Here is a 14745-nt window from a genome sequence, read left to right as displayed (position 1 = left end):
GGTCTCCTCGGGGCTCGATGGCTCAGGCCACGCTGGCGGTGGGCACGAAGTCCGACGTGTCGGTGCTGGTGTAGTTGAAGGTGATGTCACCCCAGGTATCGAGCGCGGCGCGCAGCGGCTGGCACCACTTGGCGGCGTCGGCGAGGATCTGCGGGCCTTCGTTGGCGATGTCGCGGCCTTCGTTGCGGGCGAGCACCATGGCCTCGAGCGCGACGCGGTTGGCGGTGGCGCCGGCCTGGATGCCCATCGGGTGGCCGATGGTGCCGCCGCCGAACTGCAGCACGACTTCGTCGCCGAACAGGCTGAGCAGCTGATGCATCTGGCCGGCATGGATGCCGCCCGAGGCCACCGGCATCACGCGCTTGATGCTGGCCCAGTCCTGATCGAAGAACAGACCGCGCCGCAGGTCCTGCTTGGTCACCATGTCGCGGCAGACGTTGTAGAAGCCTTGCACCGTCATTGGGTCGCCTTCGAGCTTGCCCACCGCGGTGCCGGCATGCATGTGGTCGACGCCGGCCAGGCGCAGCCACTTGGCGATGACGCGGAAGGACACGCCATGGTTCTTCTGTCGCGTGTAGGTGCCGTGGCCGGCGCGGTGCAGGTGCAGGATCATGTCGTTGTCGCGGCACCAGTTGCTCATCGACTGGATCGCGGTCCAGCCGACGATGAGGTCGATCATGACGATGCAGGAGCCGAGGTCGCGGGCGAACTCGGCGCGCTTGTACATCTCCTCCATGGTGCCGGCGGTGATGTTGAGGTAGTGGCCCTTGGATTCGCCGGTCTGGGCCGCGGCCTGGTTGACGCCTTCCATGCAGTACAGGAAGCGGTCGCGCCAGTGCATGAAGGGCTGCGAGTTGATGTTCTCGTCGTCCTTGGTGAAGTCCAGGCCGCCGCGCAGGGCCTCATACACCACGCGGCCGTAGTTCTTGCCGGACAGGCCGAGCTTGGGCTTCATCGTCGCGCCCAGCAGCGGGCGGCCGTATTTTTCCAGGCGCTCGCGCTCGACGACGATGCCGGTGGGCGGGCCGCGGAAGGTCTTCACATAGGCCACCGGCAGGCGCATGTCCTCGAGGCGGGCGGCCTTGAGCGGCTTGAAGCTGAACACGTTGCCGATGATCGACGCGGTGAGGTTGGCGATCGAGCCTTCCTCGAACAGGTCGAGGTCGTAGGCCACCCAGCAGAAATACTGGCCCTCCTGACCCGGCACCGGCTCGACGCGGTAAGCCTTGGCGCGGTACATGTCGCAGGCGGTGAGGCGGTCGGTCCACACCACGGTCCAGGTCGCGGTGGACGATTCGCCGGCGACCGCGGCGGCGGCCTCGATCGGGTCGACGCCTTCCTGCGGGGTGATGCGGAAGACGGCGAGCACGTCGGTGTCCTTGGGCTCGTAGTCCGGGTTCCAGTAGCCCATCTGGGCGTATTTGAGCACGCCAGCCTGGTAGCGCTTCTTGGGGTCGAGGATCTGTTGCGGGGTGTCTGCGGCGCCCATGTCGTGTCTCCTTCCGTGTGTGTGCTGCGAGAGGTGGCTGTGAAGCTCTTGTGACCGTGAAGCGGTGGTGACTGGACAATAAGACCGCGCTTTAATAAGCTCAAATGACGTTTTTTGCGTCATTGAGATAAGGTTTCCTGATGAAGCTCGCGCAACGCATGACCCTCAAGCAGCTCCGCGCCCTGGTCGCGGTGGCCGACAGCGCCAGCTTCACCCAGGCGGCGCGGCTGCTGCACCTGACGCAGCCGGCGATCTCGATGCAGATCCGTGACGCGGAGGCCATCGTCGGCCAGGTGCTGGTCGATGGCCGGCGCGAGATCCACCTCACGCCGGCCGGCGAGATCCTGGTGCGCGCGGCGCGCCAGGCGCTGCACAGCCTGGAGCTCGCCGAGGTCGAGCTGAAGGCGAGGATGGGGGTGGCGGCGGGCACGCTGGACGTGGTGGCGATCACCACTGCGGAGTATTTCGTGCCCCACCTGCTGGCCGAGTTCGGCCGCCGTCACCCGGACATCACCTTCCGCCTGACGGTGGACAACCGCGAGCGGGTGCGCACCCTGCTGCAGGAGCAGCGCTGCGACGTGGCGATCATGGGCCAGCCGCCGCGCGGCATCGACCTGCGCCGGATTCCCTTCGCCCCGCACCGGCTGTCCTTCGTCGCGCGCCCTGACCACCGCCTGGCCGGACGCAAGCGCATCCCGCCCGCGGCGCTGACCGACGAGCGCCTGCTGTTGCGCGAGCAGGGCTCGGGCACGCGTGACAACCTCGAGCGCTTCCTGCGCGCGCACGGCGTCAAGCCGCTGGCGGCGGACGAGCTCGGCAGCAACGAGACCTTGAAGCAGGCGGTGATGGCCGGCATGGGCATCGCCTTCCTGTCGCACCACACCTTCGCGATGGAGGTGGAAAGCGGGCGCCTGGTGCGGCTGGACGTGGCCGACACGCCGGTCATCCGCGAGTGGAACGTGGTCTCGCGCACCGACCGGCCGATGACGCCCGCGCTCGACGCGCTGCTGGAGTTCCTGCAGACCGAAGGGGCGGCAAGGATGCGGGCGATGGAGCGCTGAGCACGTAAACGAAAAACGCGCCCGGAGGCGCGTCTTTCAAGGGGCGGGGCAGGCCCTCAGCGCACGACCTGCGTCAGCTCGCCCGCCTTGTAGCGCGCGGCCATCTTCTCGAGCGGCACCGACTTGATCTTCGACGCCATGCCGGCGCAGCCGAAGGCTTCGAAGCGGGCCTTGCACACCAGCTTGGCGGCCTCGCGCGCGGGCTTGTTGAACTCGCGTGGGTCGAACTTGGAGGGGTTCTCGGCAAGGAACTTGCGCACCGCGCCGGTCATCGCCAGGCGGATGTCGGTGTCGATGTTGATCTTGCGCACGCCGTACTTGATGCCCTGCACGATCTCCTCGACCGGCACGCCGTAGGTCTCCTTCATGTCGCCGCCGTACTGGCGGATGATCTCGAGCAGCTCCTGCGGCACTGACGACGAGCCGTGCATGACCAGGTGGGTGTTGGGGATGCGGGCGTGGATCTGCTTGATGCGCTCGATGGCGAGGATGTCGCCGGTGGGCTTGCGGCTGAACTTGTAGGCGCCGTGGCTGGTGCCGATGGCAATGGCGAGCGCGTCGCAGTCGGTCTGCTTGACGAAGTCGGCGGCCTGGTCGGGGTCGGTCAGCATCTGGCTGTGGTCGAGCGTGCCTTCGGCACCGACGCCGTCCTCCTCGCCGGCCTGGCCGGTCTCGAGCGAGCCGAGGCAGCCGAGCTCGCCCTCGACGCTGACGCCGATCGCGTGCGAGAACTTCACCACCTCGCGGGTGACGGCGACGTTGTAGTCGTAGGAGGAGGGCGTCTTGCCGTCTTCCAGCAGCGAACCGTCCATCATCACGCTGGAAAAGCCCGAGCGGATCGCGCCCATGCAGATCGCCGGGCTCTGGCCGTGGTCCTGGTGCATGACGATGGGGATGTTGGGATAGGCCTCGACGGCCGCGTCGATGAGGTGGCGCAGGAAGGCCTCGCCCGCGTATTTGCGCGCGCCGGCCGAGGCCTGCATGATCACCGGGCTGTCGCATTCGGCCGCCGCTTCCATGATGGCCTGGACCTGTTCGAGGTTGTTCACGTTGAAGGCGGGCAGGCCGTAGCTGTGTTCGGCCGCGTGGTCGAGCAGCTGGCGCATGGAAACGAGGGGCATGAGTATCTCCGTCAGGGGGCGCCGGTGGCGCGGGGCGAGGTTGAGAACGCTATTTTAGCCTGTGTCGCGCGCTGCATGAGCGCAGCACAAGCCCGTGCGGCACAGGCGTGGGGTCGAAGCGAAGCGGGCGGCGCGGCTCGTCGCCGCGCGAGTGGCTCACACCGGGTCGTCGAGCGTGCCCGGCATGTGGTGTTCGCCGACGCGCACGATCTTGAGCGTGTTGGTGCCGCCCGAGGCGCCGATCGGCTCGCCGATGGTGAGCACGATGAGGTCGCCGTAATCGACCACGCCCTGTTCCAGCAGCACCTGCTCGGCCTCCCACAGCAGCACGTCGCGGTCCTGGTGGGTCTGGCTCATCAACAGGGGATGGACCTCGCGATACAGCGTCATCTGGTTGCGTGCCGACACCTCGGGGGTCAGGGCGTAGATCGGCACCCCGGCATTGAGCCGGCTCATCCACAGCGCGGTCGAGCCGGTCTGGGTGAGCGAGGCGATCGCCTTCACCTTGAGGTGGTAGGCGGTCCAGATCGCCGCCATCGCGATCGACTGGTCGATGCGGGTGAACACGCGGTTGAGCATCTCGCGGTCGAGCCCGATCTCGGACGACTTCTCCGCCTCGAGGCAAACCCGGCTCATCGCCTCGATGACCTCGACCGGGTACTTGCCGGCGGCGGTTTCGGCCGACAGCATCACCGCGTCGGTGCCGTCGAGCACCGCGTTGGCGACGTCCGACACCTCCGCGCGGGTCGGCACCGGGCTGGTGATCATCGACTCCATCATCTGCGTGGCGGTGATGGTGAGCTTGTTGCGGTCGCGCGCGGCGCGGATCATCTTCTTCTGCAGGGCGGGCACGGCGGCGTCACCGACTTCGACCGCGAGGTCGCCGCGCGCCACCATGATGCCGTCCGAGGCGTCGAGGATCTCCTCGAGGTTGGCCACCGCCTCGGTGCGCTCGATCTTGGCGATGAGCAGCGTCTCCGCCCCCGCGGCGCGCACCAGCTGGCGCGCCATGTACATGTCGGCGGCGGTCTTGGGGAAGGACACGGCGACGAAGTCGACACCGATCTGCGCCGCGGTGCGGATGTCGTCCATGTCCTTGGCGGTGAGCGCCGGCGCGGTCAGGCCACCGCCCTGGCGGTTGATGCCCTTGTTGTTGGAGAGCTCGCCGCCCACCTTGACCACGGTGTGGATCTCGGCGCCGATCACGCGCTGCACGGTCAGCTTGAGGCGGCCGTCGTCGAGCAGCAGCACGTCGCCCGGCTTCACGTCCTTGGGCAGATCCTTGTAGTCGAGCCCGACGCGCTCGCTGTTACCGAGCTCGCAGCGCGCATCGAGGATGAAGGCCTGGTCGCGGCTGAGCGTGATGCGGCCCTCGGCGAAGCGACCGACGCGGATCTTGGGCCCCTGCAGGTCGGCCAGGATGCCCACCGGGCGGCCGGCGAGCGCCGCAGCCTCGCGGATGGCGCTGGCGCGTGCAACGTGGTCCTCGGCCTTGCCGTGGGAGAAGTTCATGCGCACCACGTCCACGCCGGCCTGCACCATGCGTTGCAGCACGTGGGGGTCGGACGAGGCGGGGCCGAGCGTGGCGACGATCTTGGTGTGACGGGACATCCGGGGCTCCTGCAGCGGGTTGGCGGGCGGGACAGTGTGCTCGGCGCATTCTAGCGGCTTGCCTCGTCGCCGCGTCGGCAAGGCCCTGTCGCGGTGTGCGGGCAAAGGGGAACAGGACATTCGCACCCGTCTGTACTATCTTTCGGTCAAAGGCGTGTGGAGAAAACCCATGGATGGTGCTGCGATGCTGGTCGCCTTTGCGGCCGCGGTGGGGGTGCTCGGTTTCCTGTTCCTGCGCCGGCGCGAGCCCGTGCCGGCTGCCGGGCCGCCTGCTGCCGCGGTGGCGGAGGATCATCATCCCTACCACTGCGTGACGATCCGCCCCGGCGCGGCTTGCTGCGCCCTGGCGCCTCGTCTCGAGGGGCTGCGCTTCCTGTCGGTCGAGGCGCCCGCGCTGCCCTTGCCAGGCTGCCGTGCGGGGCACTGCACCTGCGCTTACGAACACCATGACGACCGCCGTCATGAGGTCAGGCGCAATCCCTATCGCCGGCTGGCCGGGGCGCTGCACGAGCCGGCGATGGTCGAGCGGCGCAGCGCGCGTGGCCGCCGCCACACCGACTTCGAGCTGCACCCGGAGCTGTAAACGAGCCACGGCCGTCGCAGCGGACGGCCGTGGCTGGTGGCGTTGCGGGCCTGGCTGATCAGTCCTTGAAGCGTTCTTCCAGCGCGGCGATCGCCGGCAGGGTCTTGCCCTCCAGGAACTCGAGGAAGGCGCCGCCGCCGGTGGAGATGTAGCCGACGTCCTGGGCGATATCGAACTTGGCGATCGCGGCCAGGGTGTCGCCGCCGCCGGCGATCGAGAAGGCCTCCGAGTGGGCGATGGCCGAGGCCATCATCTTGGTGCCGCCGGCGAACTGCGGGTACTCAAAGACGCCGACCGGGCCGTTCCAGACGATGGTGCCGGCGTGGGCGATGATGTCGGCGAGCTTGGCCGAGCTCTTCGGGCCGAAGTCGAGGATGCGGTCGTGCGGGCCGACCTCATCCACCGGGATGCGGTTGGCGCGGGCGAGCGCCGAGACCTCGTCGGCCACCACCACATCGACCGGCAGCGGCACTTCGGCGCCGCGTGCCTTCATGATGTCCATCACCTGCTGCGCCTCGCGCACCATCTCGGGCTCGGCGAGCGACTCGCCGATGCGCTTGCCGGCGGCGAGCAGGAAGGTGTTGGCGATGCCGCCACCGACGATGAGCTGGTCCACCTTGTCGGCCAGCGTGCGCAGGATGGTGAGCTTGGTCGACACCTTGGCGCCGCCGACGATGGCCACCAGCGGGCGCGCAGGGTTGTGCAGGGCCTTGGAGAGGGCGTCGATCTCGGCGCCCATCAGCATGCCGGCGCAGGCCACCGGCGCGAAGCGGGCGATGCCGTGGGTGGTGGCCTCGGCGCGGTGGGCGGTGCCGAAGGCGTCGTTCACGTAGATGTCGCACAGCGCGGCCATCTTCTTCGCCAGCTCCTCGTTGTCCTTCTTCTCGCCCTTGTTGCAGCGGCAGTTCTCGAGCAGCACGACCTCGCCCGGCTTCACCTCGAAGCCGCCGTCGACCCAGTCCTGGATCAGCTTGACCGGCTTGTCGAGGAGCTGGCCCAGGCGCACCGCGACCGGCATCAGCGAATCCTCGGCGCGCAACTCGCCTTCGGTCGGACGACCGAGGTGGGAGGTGACCATCACCGCGGCGCCGTGGTCGAGGCAGTAGCGGATGGAGGGGATGGAGGCGCGGATGCGGGTGTCCTCGGTGATGTTGCCGGCTTCGTCCTGCGGCACGTTGAGGTCGGCGCGGATGAAGACGCGCTTTCCGGCGACGTCGAGGTCGGTGAGTTTCTTGACTTGCATGATGGGTTCGGTCTCGTGAAAACGCCCTGCAGGACAGGGCGTTGAGGTTCTGCGATGGGCAGCCGGCTTACCTGGCGTTGGCGAAGGCGCGGGCGGCGTCGAGCATGCGGCAGGAATAGCCCCACTCGTTGTCGTACCAGGCCAGCACCTTGACCAGCACCGAACCGTCCTCGCCCTTGATGACGCGGGTCTGGGTGGCGTCGAAGGTGGAGGACACGGTGGTGTGGTTGAAGTCGGAGGACACCAGCGGCTCGGTATTGACCGCGAGGATGCCCTTCAGCGGGCCGTTGGCCGCGGCGGTCATCAGTTCGTTGATCTCTTCCTTGGTGGTGGCGCGCTCGGCGGTGAAGGTGAGGTCGACCAGCGAGACGTTGATGACCGGCACGCGCAGCGCGAAGCCATCGACCTTGCCGACCAGCTGCGGCAGCACCAGGCCGACGGCCTTGGCGGCGCCGGTCTTGGTCGGGATGATGTTGGCGGCGGCGGCACGCGCGCGGCGCAGGTCCTTGTGGCGCACGTCCACCGTGACCTGGTCGTTGGTGTAGGCGTGGATGGTGGTCATCAGGCCCTGCTTGATGCCGACGCTGTCGGCCAGGATCTTGGCGACCGGGGCCAGGCAGTTGGTGGTGCACGAGGCGTTGGAGACGACGGTCATGTCGCCACGCAGCACTTCTTCGTTCACGCCCATGACGATGGTGGTGTCGACGTCGTCACCGCCCGGGGCGGAGATCAGCACGCGCTTGGCGCCCATGTCGAGCAGAGCCTGGGCCTTGGCCTTGGTGGTGTAGGCGCCGGTGCACTCGAGCAGCACGTCCACGCCGTGGCTGCCCCAATTGACGCCCTTCGGGTCCTTGGTCGAGTAGAACGGGATCGGCTTGCCGTCGATGATGATGAGGTTCTCGCCCTCGGTCTCGACCGAAGTCCCGAAGCGGCCGTGGGTCGTGTCGTACTTGAGCAGGTGGGCGTTGGTGGCCAGATCGCCGGAGGCGTTGATGGCGACCACTTCGAATTCGTTCTGCAGGCCCTGCTCGTAGATGGCGCGCAGCGTGCAGCGACCGATACGACCGAAACCGTTGATGGCGACCTTGATGCTCATCGATGCTTCTCCCTGAAATAACACTGTAAAACCGAGTGATTGTGTCCGTTGGTGCGTTGCTGGCCCGCATCGGGCGGGGACTCCATGTGCAGCGGGAGCGGTCCGTTTCCGGAGCCGCTCCCGCGCCAGGCTGTCGTCAGAGCACCGACCTCACGGCCTGCACCACCGCCTCCGCGGTGATGCCGAAATACTTGAAGAGCTCGCCCGCCGGTGCCGATTCGCCGAAGCGGTCGATGCCGATCACGCGCCCTTCGAGGCCGACGTACTTGTACCAGCCGTCGGTGCTGCCGGCCTCGACCGCAATGCGCGGCAGGCCGGCGGGCAGCACGCTCGCCTTGTAGGCGGCGTCCTGGCGGTCGAAGACGTTGGTCGAGGGCATGGACACCACGCGCACCGCGACGCCTTGCTCGGCCAGGGTCTTCTGTGCGGCCATCGCGAGGGCGACCTCGGAGCCGGTGGCGATGATGACCGCCTGCGGCTTGCCGCCCTCGGCTTCCGACAGCACGTAGCCGCCCTTGCGGATCGCGGCGACCTGATCGGAAGTGCGGGCCTGGAAGGGCAGATTCTGGCGCGAGAAGCACAGGCTGGTCGGGCCCGACTTGCGCTCGATCGCGTTGGCCCAGGCGACGGCCGATTCGGTGGTGTCGCAGGGGCGCCACACCTCCATGTTGGGGATCAGGCGCAGCGTCGCGGTCTGCTCCACCGGCTGGTGGGTGGGGCCGTCCTCGCCGAGGCCGATCGAATCGTGGGTGAACACGAAGATCTGGCGCAGCTTCATCAGCGCGGCCATGCGCAGGGCGTTGCGCGCGTACTCGCTGAACATCAGGAAGGTGGCGCTGTAGGGGATGAGGCCGCCGTGCAGCGCGACGCCGTTGGCGATCGCCGCCATGCCGAACTCGCGCACGCCGTAATACACGTAGTTGCCACCGCTGGTCTTGCTGACCCCCTTGGCGCCCGACCACAGCGTGAGGTTGGAGCCGGCGAGGTCGGCCGAGCCGCCGAGCAGCTCGGGCAGCTTGGGCGCGTAGGCTTCGATGGCGTTCTGGCTGGCCTTGCGGGTGGCGATGGTCTCGGCCTTGTCGCTGACCTTGGCCAGCACCGCGGCGACGTGGGCGTCCCAGTCGGCGGGCAGCGCGCCGGCCATGCGGCGCTCGAACTCGGCGGCGAGCTCGGGGTGGGCGGCGCGGTAGGCGGCGAAGCCGGCGTTCCACTGCGCCTCGAGCGAGGCACCCTTGGTGCGCGCATCCCACGCCGCGTAGACGTCGGCCGGGATGTGGAAGGGCGCGTGGTTCCAGCCGATGTGGGCACGCGCAGCCTCGATCTCGGCGGCGCCGAGCGGGGCGCCATGCACATCGTGGCTGTCCTGCTTGTTGGGCGCGCCGGCGCCGATGATCGTCTTGCAGCAGATCAGCGTGGGCTGGGTGGTGTTGGCCTTGGCCTGCTGGATGGCGGCCTCGATGGCGACCGGGTCGTGGCCCTGGACGTCGCGGATGACCTGCCATCCATATGCTTCGAACCTTTTCGGGGTGTCGTCGGTGAACCAGCCATCGACGTGGCCGTCGATCGAGATGTTGTTGTCGTCGTAGAAGGCGACCAGTTTGCCGAGGCCCCAGGTGCCGGCGAGCGAGCAGGCCTCGTGCGAGATGCCTTCCATCAGGCAGCCGTCGCCGAGGAAGACGTAGGTGTGATGGTCGACGATGTCGTGGCCGGGGCGGTTGAACTCGGCGGCGAGGATCTTCTCGGCCAGCGCCATGCCGACCGCGTTGGTGATGCCCTGGCCGAGCGGGCCGGTGGTGGTCTCGATGCCGGGGGCGTAGCCGTATTCGGGGTGGCCCGGGGTCTTGCTGTGCAGCTGGCGGAAGCGCTTGAGCTCGTCGATCGGCAGGTCGTAGCCGGTCAGGTGCAGCAGCGCGTAGATCAGCATCGAGCCGTGGCCGTTCGACAGCACGAAGCGGTCGCGGTCGGCCCACTTGGGGTTGGCCGGGTTGTGACGCAAGTGGTGGCGCCACAACACCTCGGCGATCTCCGCCATGCCCATCGGCGCCCCCGGATGGCCGGAGTTGGCCTGCTGCACGGCATCCATCGCCAGGGCGCGGATGGCGCCGGTGATGGGGTTGAAGACCGGGGGCTTGACGTTACGGGACGACTGCATGCTGTTCTCGGGCCGGAGGCCAACATTAGAAAGGCCGCAATTATCCCTTAAAAGTCCGGGTGGTTGGCAATGTTGCGGTGCAATTAGGGCGCGCACCCGCTACGGCGAACACGCGGCGAGTGCGCGGCGGTGCTGCGGCCCGAAGGGCCCGCCGCACCGCAGCTAAACCCACTGCCGGCGGCGCTCCATCAGTTTCCAGATCAGCGGCGTCAGGATCAACTGCATTGCCAGGTCGAGCTTGCCGCCCGGGATCACGATGGTGTTGGCGCGGCTCATGAAGGCGTCGTGGATCATGCGCAGCAGGTAGGGGAAGTCCACCCCGCGCGGGTCCTTGAAGCGGATCACCACCATCGATTCGTCCTGCGTCGGCACGTCGCGCGCGATGAACGGGTTGGACGTATCGACCACCGGCACGCGCTGGAAGTTGATGTGGGTGCCGGCGAACTGCGGCACGATGTAATGCACGTAGTCGTGCATGCGGCGCAGGATGGTGTCCTGCACCGCCTCGGCGGTGTAACCGCGCAGCTTGGTGTCGCGGTGCAGCTTCTGGATCCACTCGAGGTTGATCGTCGGCACCACGCCGATCAGCAGGTCCACATGGCGCGCCACGTTCACGTTCTCGGTCACCAGCGCGCCGTGCAGCCCTTCGTAGAACAGGCAGTCGGTACCCACCGGCAGGTCTTCCCATTCGGTGAAGGTGCCCATCGGCAGATTCCAGCGCATCGACTCGGCTTCGTTGTGGATGTAGTAGCGCCGGCGTCCGGTCGCGGCCTCGCCATAGGCCCGGAACAGGCTCTCGAGCTCGGAGAGCAGGTTGGCTTCGGGGCCGAAATGGCTGATGCCGCGCTGGCCGGCCCGCTCGGCCTCCTCGATCAGCGTCTTCATCTCGGTACGCGTGTAGCGGTGAAAGCTGTCGCCCTCGACGATGGCCGCGTTGACGTTCTCGCGATGGAAGATCGCCTCGAAGGTGTGCTTGACCGTGGTGGTGCCGGCGCCGGACGAGCCGGTGACGGCGATGATGGGATGCTTCATGGACATGATGGTCTCCGCCGTCGGCGAATGAATTCGCTACACGGCGATTTTGCACTGCCGCAATCGTGCGCGAAAGCGCGTGGACGCGATCTGGCCCCGAAAAGTTGGCGGCCGTGCAGCGGCGCTCAGGAGCGGCCCTTGATCCAGGCCGACCACTCGGCGAACAGCGAAGGCGTGACCGCTGCGATCACGCCGCGTTTGATGGCCGGGCCGGCCATCAGTTCGCCGCCGTCGAGGGCCTCGGCGTGACCGCCGGCCTCGGCCAGGATCAGGCGCCCCGCCGCGTAGTCCCACAGCATCTGGCCGCCGTGCAGGTACACATCGAGCCGGCCGGCGGCGACGAAGCACCATTCGAGCGCGCTCGAACCGAAGTTGCGCTGCGAGTAGTAGGGCGGCCGCACCGCAAGCTCGTCGCCCAGGTGATGGCTGATGCGCTTGAAGTCGACCCCGGCGACGGCGTCGCGCAAGGTGGTCGCGCCCTGGCGCAGGGGCAGCTCGGCGCCGTTGAGGAAGGCGCCGGCGCCGTGCGCGGCGTAGAAGGATTCGTCGGTGATCGGGTTGTAGACCACGCCGAGCACCGGCGCGTGGTCGATCAGGTAGGCGATCGACACCGCGAACAGCGGGATGCCGTTGGCGAAGTTGGTGGTGCCGTCGATCGGGTCGATGCACCACAGGCCACGACCGCCCTCGTTCCACAGGTGCGCCTGCTCGGTCGCGGTCATCTCCTCGCCCAGCACGGCGCCAGGCAGGAAGCGCGGCAGCTCTTCGGTAAAGCGGTGCTGGGATTCGAGGTCGGCCTCGGTGAACAGCGAGCCATCGGCCTTGCGGCTGCGCGCCGACTTCAGGTAGCGCGGCAGGATCTCCTCGCGGGCAATGTCGCGAACCATGGATTCGAGGGCGCGGGCGCGGGCCAGGCGTTGGGCGGCGGTGGGCATGCAGGACTCCTTGCCGGACGGACGGACGATGCTCGGGCCTATAATCTTACGATGATTTCCCGATTCCACTTTGATGGCAGCCTGCCCGCCAGCGGTGAGGTGGCGCTGCCCGAGGCGCTCGCCCATCATGCGCTGCGCGTGCTGCGCCTGCACGATGGCGCACCGCTGGTGCTGTTCGACGGCCAGGGCGGCGAGGTCGAGGCCCGGTTGGTCGTGCGCGGCAAGGCCGGCTTCGCGCAGCTGGGCGAGCGTCGCGCGGTGGAGCGCGAATCGCCGCTGCAGGTGGTGCTGGTGCAGGCGTTGGCGACCGGCGACAAGATGGATTGGGTGGTGCAGAAGGCGGTCGAGCTCGGCGTCAGCGCGATCCAGCCGGTGCAGGCCGAACGCTCGGTGCTGCGGCTCGCGGGCGAGCGCGCGGACAAGCGCCAGGCGCACTGGCAGCAAGTGGCGGTGGCGGCCTGCGAGCAGTGCGGCCGCAACCGCATTCCCGAGCTGAAACCGCTGCAACCCCTGCTGCACTGGCTGGCAGCGCATCGCGACGGCCTCAACTATGTGTTGGCGCCGGGCGGGGTGGCAGGCTTTGGCGAGGAGCCGCGGCCGCAGGCGGCGGTCCATCTGCTGGTGGGCCCGGAGGGCGGCTGGAGCGAGGCCGAGATGGCGGCCTTCGACGCCGCCGGCTGCCGCCGTGTGCGCCTCGGGCCGCGCGTGCTGCGCACGGAAACCGCCGGCCTCGCCGCGCTCGCGGCGCTGCAGGCGCGCTGGGGCGATTACTGAGCGGGCCGCGCGCGACGCAGGGCGCCGAGTCAGTCAGTCAAGTCAGTCAGCCGAGTCAGGCCGCCGGTTCAAGCCGCCGCTTCAAGGCGCCGCTTCAAGGCGCCGATTCACGCGGGTGGTGCGAGCCGCCGGCGCATCAGCAACAAGCAGGGAGCCTGACCATGTTCGAATCTGCCGAGCTCGGCCACCGCACCGCGCGCGAAGCCTTCGAGGCCGCGGTTCCTGGCCTGCGTGCCGAGTTGCTCGACGCCCAGTTCGATCTGCTCGAGTTGCGCCAGTTTGCCGTCGTCGTGCTCATCAACGGGGTGGACAAGGCGGGCAAGGGCGAGACGGTGAACCTGCTCAACGAGTGGATGGATCCGCGCCACATCCAGACCTGGGCCTTCGATGCGCCGACCGCGGAGGAGTCCGAGCGCCCCTTCATGTGGCGCTTCTGGCGCGCCCTGCCGCCGCGCGGCAAGATCGGCGTGCTGTTCAACAACTGGTATGCCCAGCCGCTCGCCGAGCGCGTCGAGGGCGCCAGCAAGCGGGCCCAGCTCGACCAGCGCCTGGACGACATCCGCCGTTTCGAGGCAATGCTGGCGCACGAGGGCGTGCTGCTGATCAAGTTCTGGTTTCATCTGTCGAAGGCCGAGCAGAAGAAGCGCCTGAAGGCGCTGGAGAAGGATGCCCGCACGCGTTGGCGCGTGACCGAGCGCGACTGGCGCTACTTCGAGCTCTACGACCGCTATCGCGAGGTTGCGGGACACATCCTGCGCACCACCAGCACGGCCGAGGCGCCGTGGCTGATCGTAGACGGCTCGGACGCCAACTACCGCGCCCTGTTCGTCGGTCGCACCCTGTTGTCGGCGCTGCGCCGCCGCCTGGATGCCGCCAGCCAGCACTGGATGCCGCGTCTGTCGGCGGCGCCGCTGCCGCCCAGGGTGGATGCGCTGAACGTGCTCGACGCGCTGGCGCGACAGGAGATGAAGCGCAAGGAGTACGACCAGTTGCTCGAGCCCCTGCAGGGGCGGCTGGCGCTGCTGTCGCGCTCCGAGGCGTTTCGCCGCCGTGCGTTGGTGCTGGTGTTCGAGGGCATGGATGCGGCCGGCAAGGGCGGCGCGATCCGGCGCGTGGTGGGCGCGCTCGACGCCCGCCAGTACCGCATCGTGCCGATCGCCGCGCCCACCGAGGAGGAGCGCGCGCAGCCCTACCTGTGGCGCTTCTGGCGTCACCTGCCGCCGCGCGGCAAGGTCTTGATCTTCGACCGTTCGTGGTATGGCCGCGTGCTGGTCGAGCGTGTCGAGGGCTATTGCACCGAGGCCGACTGGATGCGGGCCTACGCCGAGATCAACGACTTCGAGGACGAGCTGGTGGCGGCCGGGGTGGTGGTGATCAAGTTCTGGCTGGCGATCGGCAAGGATGAGCAGCTCGCCCGCTTCAAGGCGCGCGAGGCCGAGCCGCACAAGCACTTCAAGATCACCGAGGAAGACTGGCGCAACCGCGACAAGTGGGACGACTACAGCCGCGCCGTGTGCGACATGGTCGATCGCACCAGCACCGAGTACGCGCCGTGGACCCTGGTCGAGGCCGACGACAAGCACTACGCCCGCATCAAGGTGCTGCGCACGATCTGCGAGCGGCTGGAGGCGGCGCTCGGCTGAACGCC

The 14745-nt window shown here is 68.3% G+C and carries 12 protein-coding genes; 4 read left to right on the top strand and 8 right to left on the bottom strand.

All coding sequences use genetic code 11. The annotated features are described in order from the left end of the window. Positions 1–22: 22 nt before the first annotated feature. A complete protein-coding gene (locus PLC66_RS13245) occupies positions 23–1489 on the bottom strand; it encodes a form I ribulose bisphosphate carboxylase large subunit (RefSeq protein ID WP_324541158.1) in 1467 nt (488 codons plus the stop codon). 140 nt (positions 1490–1629) lie between these two features. On the opposite strand from PLC66_RS13245, the gene PLC66_RS13240 reads away from it, so the two are divergent. After that, positions 1630–2550 (top strand): LysR substrate-binding domain-containing protein, encoded by a 921-nt coding sequence (locus tag PLC66_RS13240; protein WP_324541156.1) that lies wholly within the window; start codon positions 1630–1632, stop codon positions 2548–2550. Positions 2551–2606: 56 nt separating this feature from the next. On the opposite strand, the gene fba is transcribed toward PLC66_RS13240, so the two are convergent. Further along, positions 2607–3671, bottom strand: coding sequence for a class II fructose-bisphosphate aldolase (gene fba, locus PLC66_RS13235; protein ID WP_324541154.1), 1065 nt, complete (start codon positions 3669–3671; stop codon positions 2607–2609). A 156-nt stretch (positions 3672–3827) separates the two neighbouring features. Then, on the bottom strand, positions 3828–5282 hold the full coding sequence (gene pyk, locus PLC66_RS13230; protein ID WP_324541152.1) for a pyruvate kinase: 1455 nt from the start codon (positions 5280–5282) through the stop codon (positions 3828–3830). A gap of 169 nt (positions 5283–5451) precedes the next feature. Here pyk and PLC66_RS13225 point away from each other — a divergent pair, with 169 nt between their 5' ends. Next, positions 5452–5865 (top strand): hypothetical protein, encoded by a 414-nt coding sequence (locus PLC66_RS13225; RefSeq protein ID WP_324541150.1) that lies wholly within the window; start codon positions 5452–5454, stop codon positions 5863–5865. Positions 5866–5923: 58 nt separating this feature from the next. On the opposite strand, the gene PLC66_RS13220 is transcribed toward PLC66_RS13225, so the two are convergent. From PLC66_RS13220 to PLC66_RS13200, 5 genes are all read right to left on the bottom strand, one after another. Continuing rightward, on the bottom strand, positions 5924–7108 hold the full coding sequence (locus tag PLC66_RS13220) for a phosphoglycerate kinase (protein WP_324541148.1): 1185 nt from the start codon (positions 7106–7108) through the stop codon (positions 5924–5926). A 67-nt stretch (positions 7109–7175) separates the two neighbouring features. Then, a complete protein-coding gene (gene gap / locus PLC66_RS13215; RefSeq protein ID WP_324541146.1) occupies positions 7176–8204 on the bottom strand; it encodes a type I glyceraldehyde-3-phosphate dehydrogenase in 1029 nt (342 codons plus the stop codon). 136 nt (positions 8205–8340) lie between these two features. Next, the gene (tkt, locus tag PLC66_RS13210) at positions 8341–10356 is read right to left on the bottom strand and encodes a transketolase (protein ID WP_324541143.1); all 2016 of its coding nucleotides are present in this window, start codon (positions 10354–10356) and stop codon (positions 8341–8343) included. Between the two features lie 162 nt (positions 10357–10518). Further along, complete coding sequence (locus PLC66_RS13205) at positions 10519–11394, bottom strand: phosphoribulokinase (RefSeq protein WP_324541141.1); 876 nt, start codon at positions 11392–11394, stop codon at positions 10519–10521. 119 nt (positions 11395–11513) lie between these two features. Next, on the bottom strand, positions 11514–12323 hold the full coding sequence (locus PLC66_RS13200; protein ID WP_324541139.1) for an inositol monophosphatase family protein: 810 nt from the start codon (positions 12321–12323) through the stop codon (positions 11514–11516). 51 nt (positions 12324–12374) lie between these two features. On the opposite strand from PLC66_RS13200, the gene PLC66_RS13195 reads away from it, so the two are divergent. Together PLC66_RS13195 and pap are read left to right on the top strand one after the other, a co-directional pair. Next, complete coding sequence (locus PLC66_RS13195) at positions 12375–13097, top strand: 16S rRNA (uracil(1498)-N(3))-methyltransferase (RefSeq protein ID WP_324541137.1); 723 nt, start codon at positions 12375–12377, stop codon at positions 13095–13097. A 161-nt stretch (positions 13098–13258) separates the two neighbouring features. Then, complete coding sequence (pap, locus tag PLC66_RS13190) at positions 13259–14740, top strand: polyphosphate:AMP phosphotransferase (RefSeq protein ID WP_324541135.1); 1482 nt, start codon at positions 13259–13261, stop codon at positions 14738–14740. Positions 14741–14745 lie beyond the last annotated feature (5 nt).

The organism is Thauera sp. (genome assembly GCF_035444905.1).
In the GTDB taxonomy this organism is placed as follows: Bacteria; Pseudomonadota; Gammaproteobacteria; order Burkholderiales; family Rhodocyclaceae; genus Thauera.
The sequence above is the reverse complement of the archived record's forward strand: the minus strand, read 5'-3'. Positions and strand labels throughout refer to the sequence as shown.

Bases quoted from the DNA above. Each gene is read 5' to 3' on its own strand.
- PLC66_RS13245 (WP_324541158.1), bottom strand. From the start codon at position 1,489: ATGGGCGCCGCAGACACCCCGCAACAGATCCTCGACCCCAAGAAGCGC.
- PLC66_RS13240 (WP_324541156.1), top strand. From the start codon at position 1,630: ATGAAGCTCGCGCAACGCATGACCCTCAAGCAGCTCCGCGCCCTGGTC.
- fba (WP_324541154.1), bottom strand. From the start codon at position 3,671: ATGCCCCTCGTTTCCATGCGCCAGCTGCTCGACCACGCGGCCGAACAC.
- pyk (WP_324541152.1), bottom strand. From the start codon at position 5,282: ATGTCCCGTCACACCAAGATCGTCGCCACGCTCGGCCCCGCCTCGTCC.
- PLC66_RS13225 (WP_324541150.1), top strand. From the start codon at position 5,452: ATGGATGGTGCTGCGATGCTGGTCGCCTTTGCGGCCGCGGTGGGGGTG.
- PLC66_RS13220 (WP_324541148.1), bottom strand. From the start codon at position 7,108: ATGCAAGTCAAGAAACTCACCGACCTCGACGTCGCCGGAAAGCGCGTC.
- gap (WP_324541146.1), bottom strand. From the start codon at position 8,204: ATGAGCATCAAGGTCGCCATCAACGGTTTCGGTCGTATCGGTCGCTGC.
- tkt (WP_324541143.1), bottom strand. From the start codon at position 10,356: ATGCAGTCGTCCCGTAACGTCAAGCCCCCGGTCTTCAACCCCATCACC.
- PLC66_RS13205 (WP_324541141.1), bottom strand. From the start codon at position 11,394: ATGTCCATGAAGCATCCCATCATCGCCGTCACCGGCTCGTCCGGCGCC.
- PLC66_RS13200 (WP_324541139.1), bottom strand. From the start codon at position 12,323: ATGCCCACCGCCGCCCAACGCCTGGCCCGCGCCCGCGCCCTCGAATCC.
- PLC66_RS13195 (WP_324541137.1), top strand. From the start codon at position 12,375: ATGATTTCCCGATTCCACTTTGATGGCAGCCTGCCCGCCAGCGGTGAG.
- pap (WP_324541135.1), top strand. From the start codon at position 13,259: ATGTTCGAATCTGCCGAGCTCGGCCACCGCACCGCGCGCGAAGCCTTC.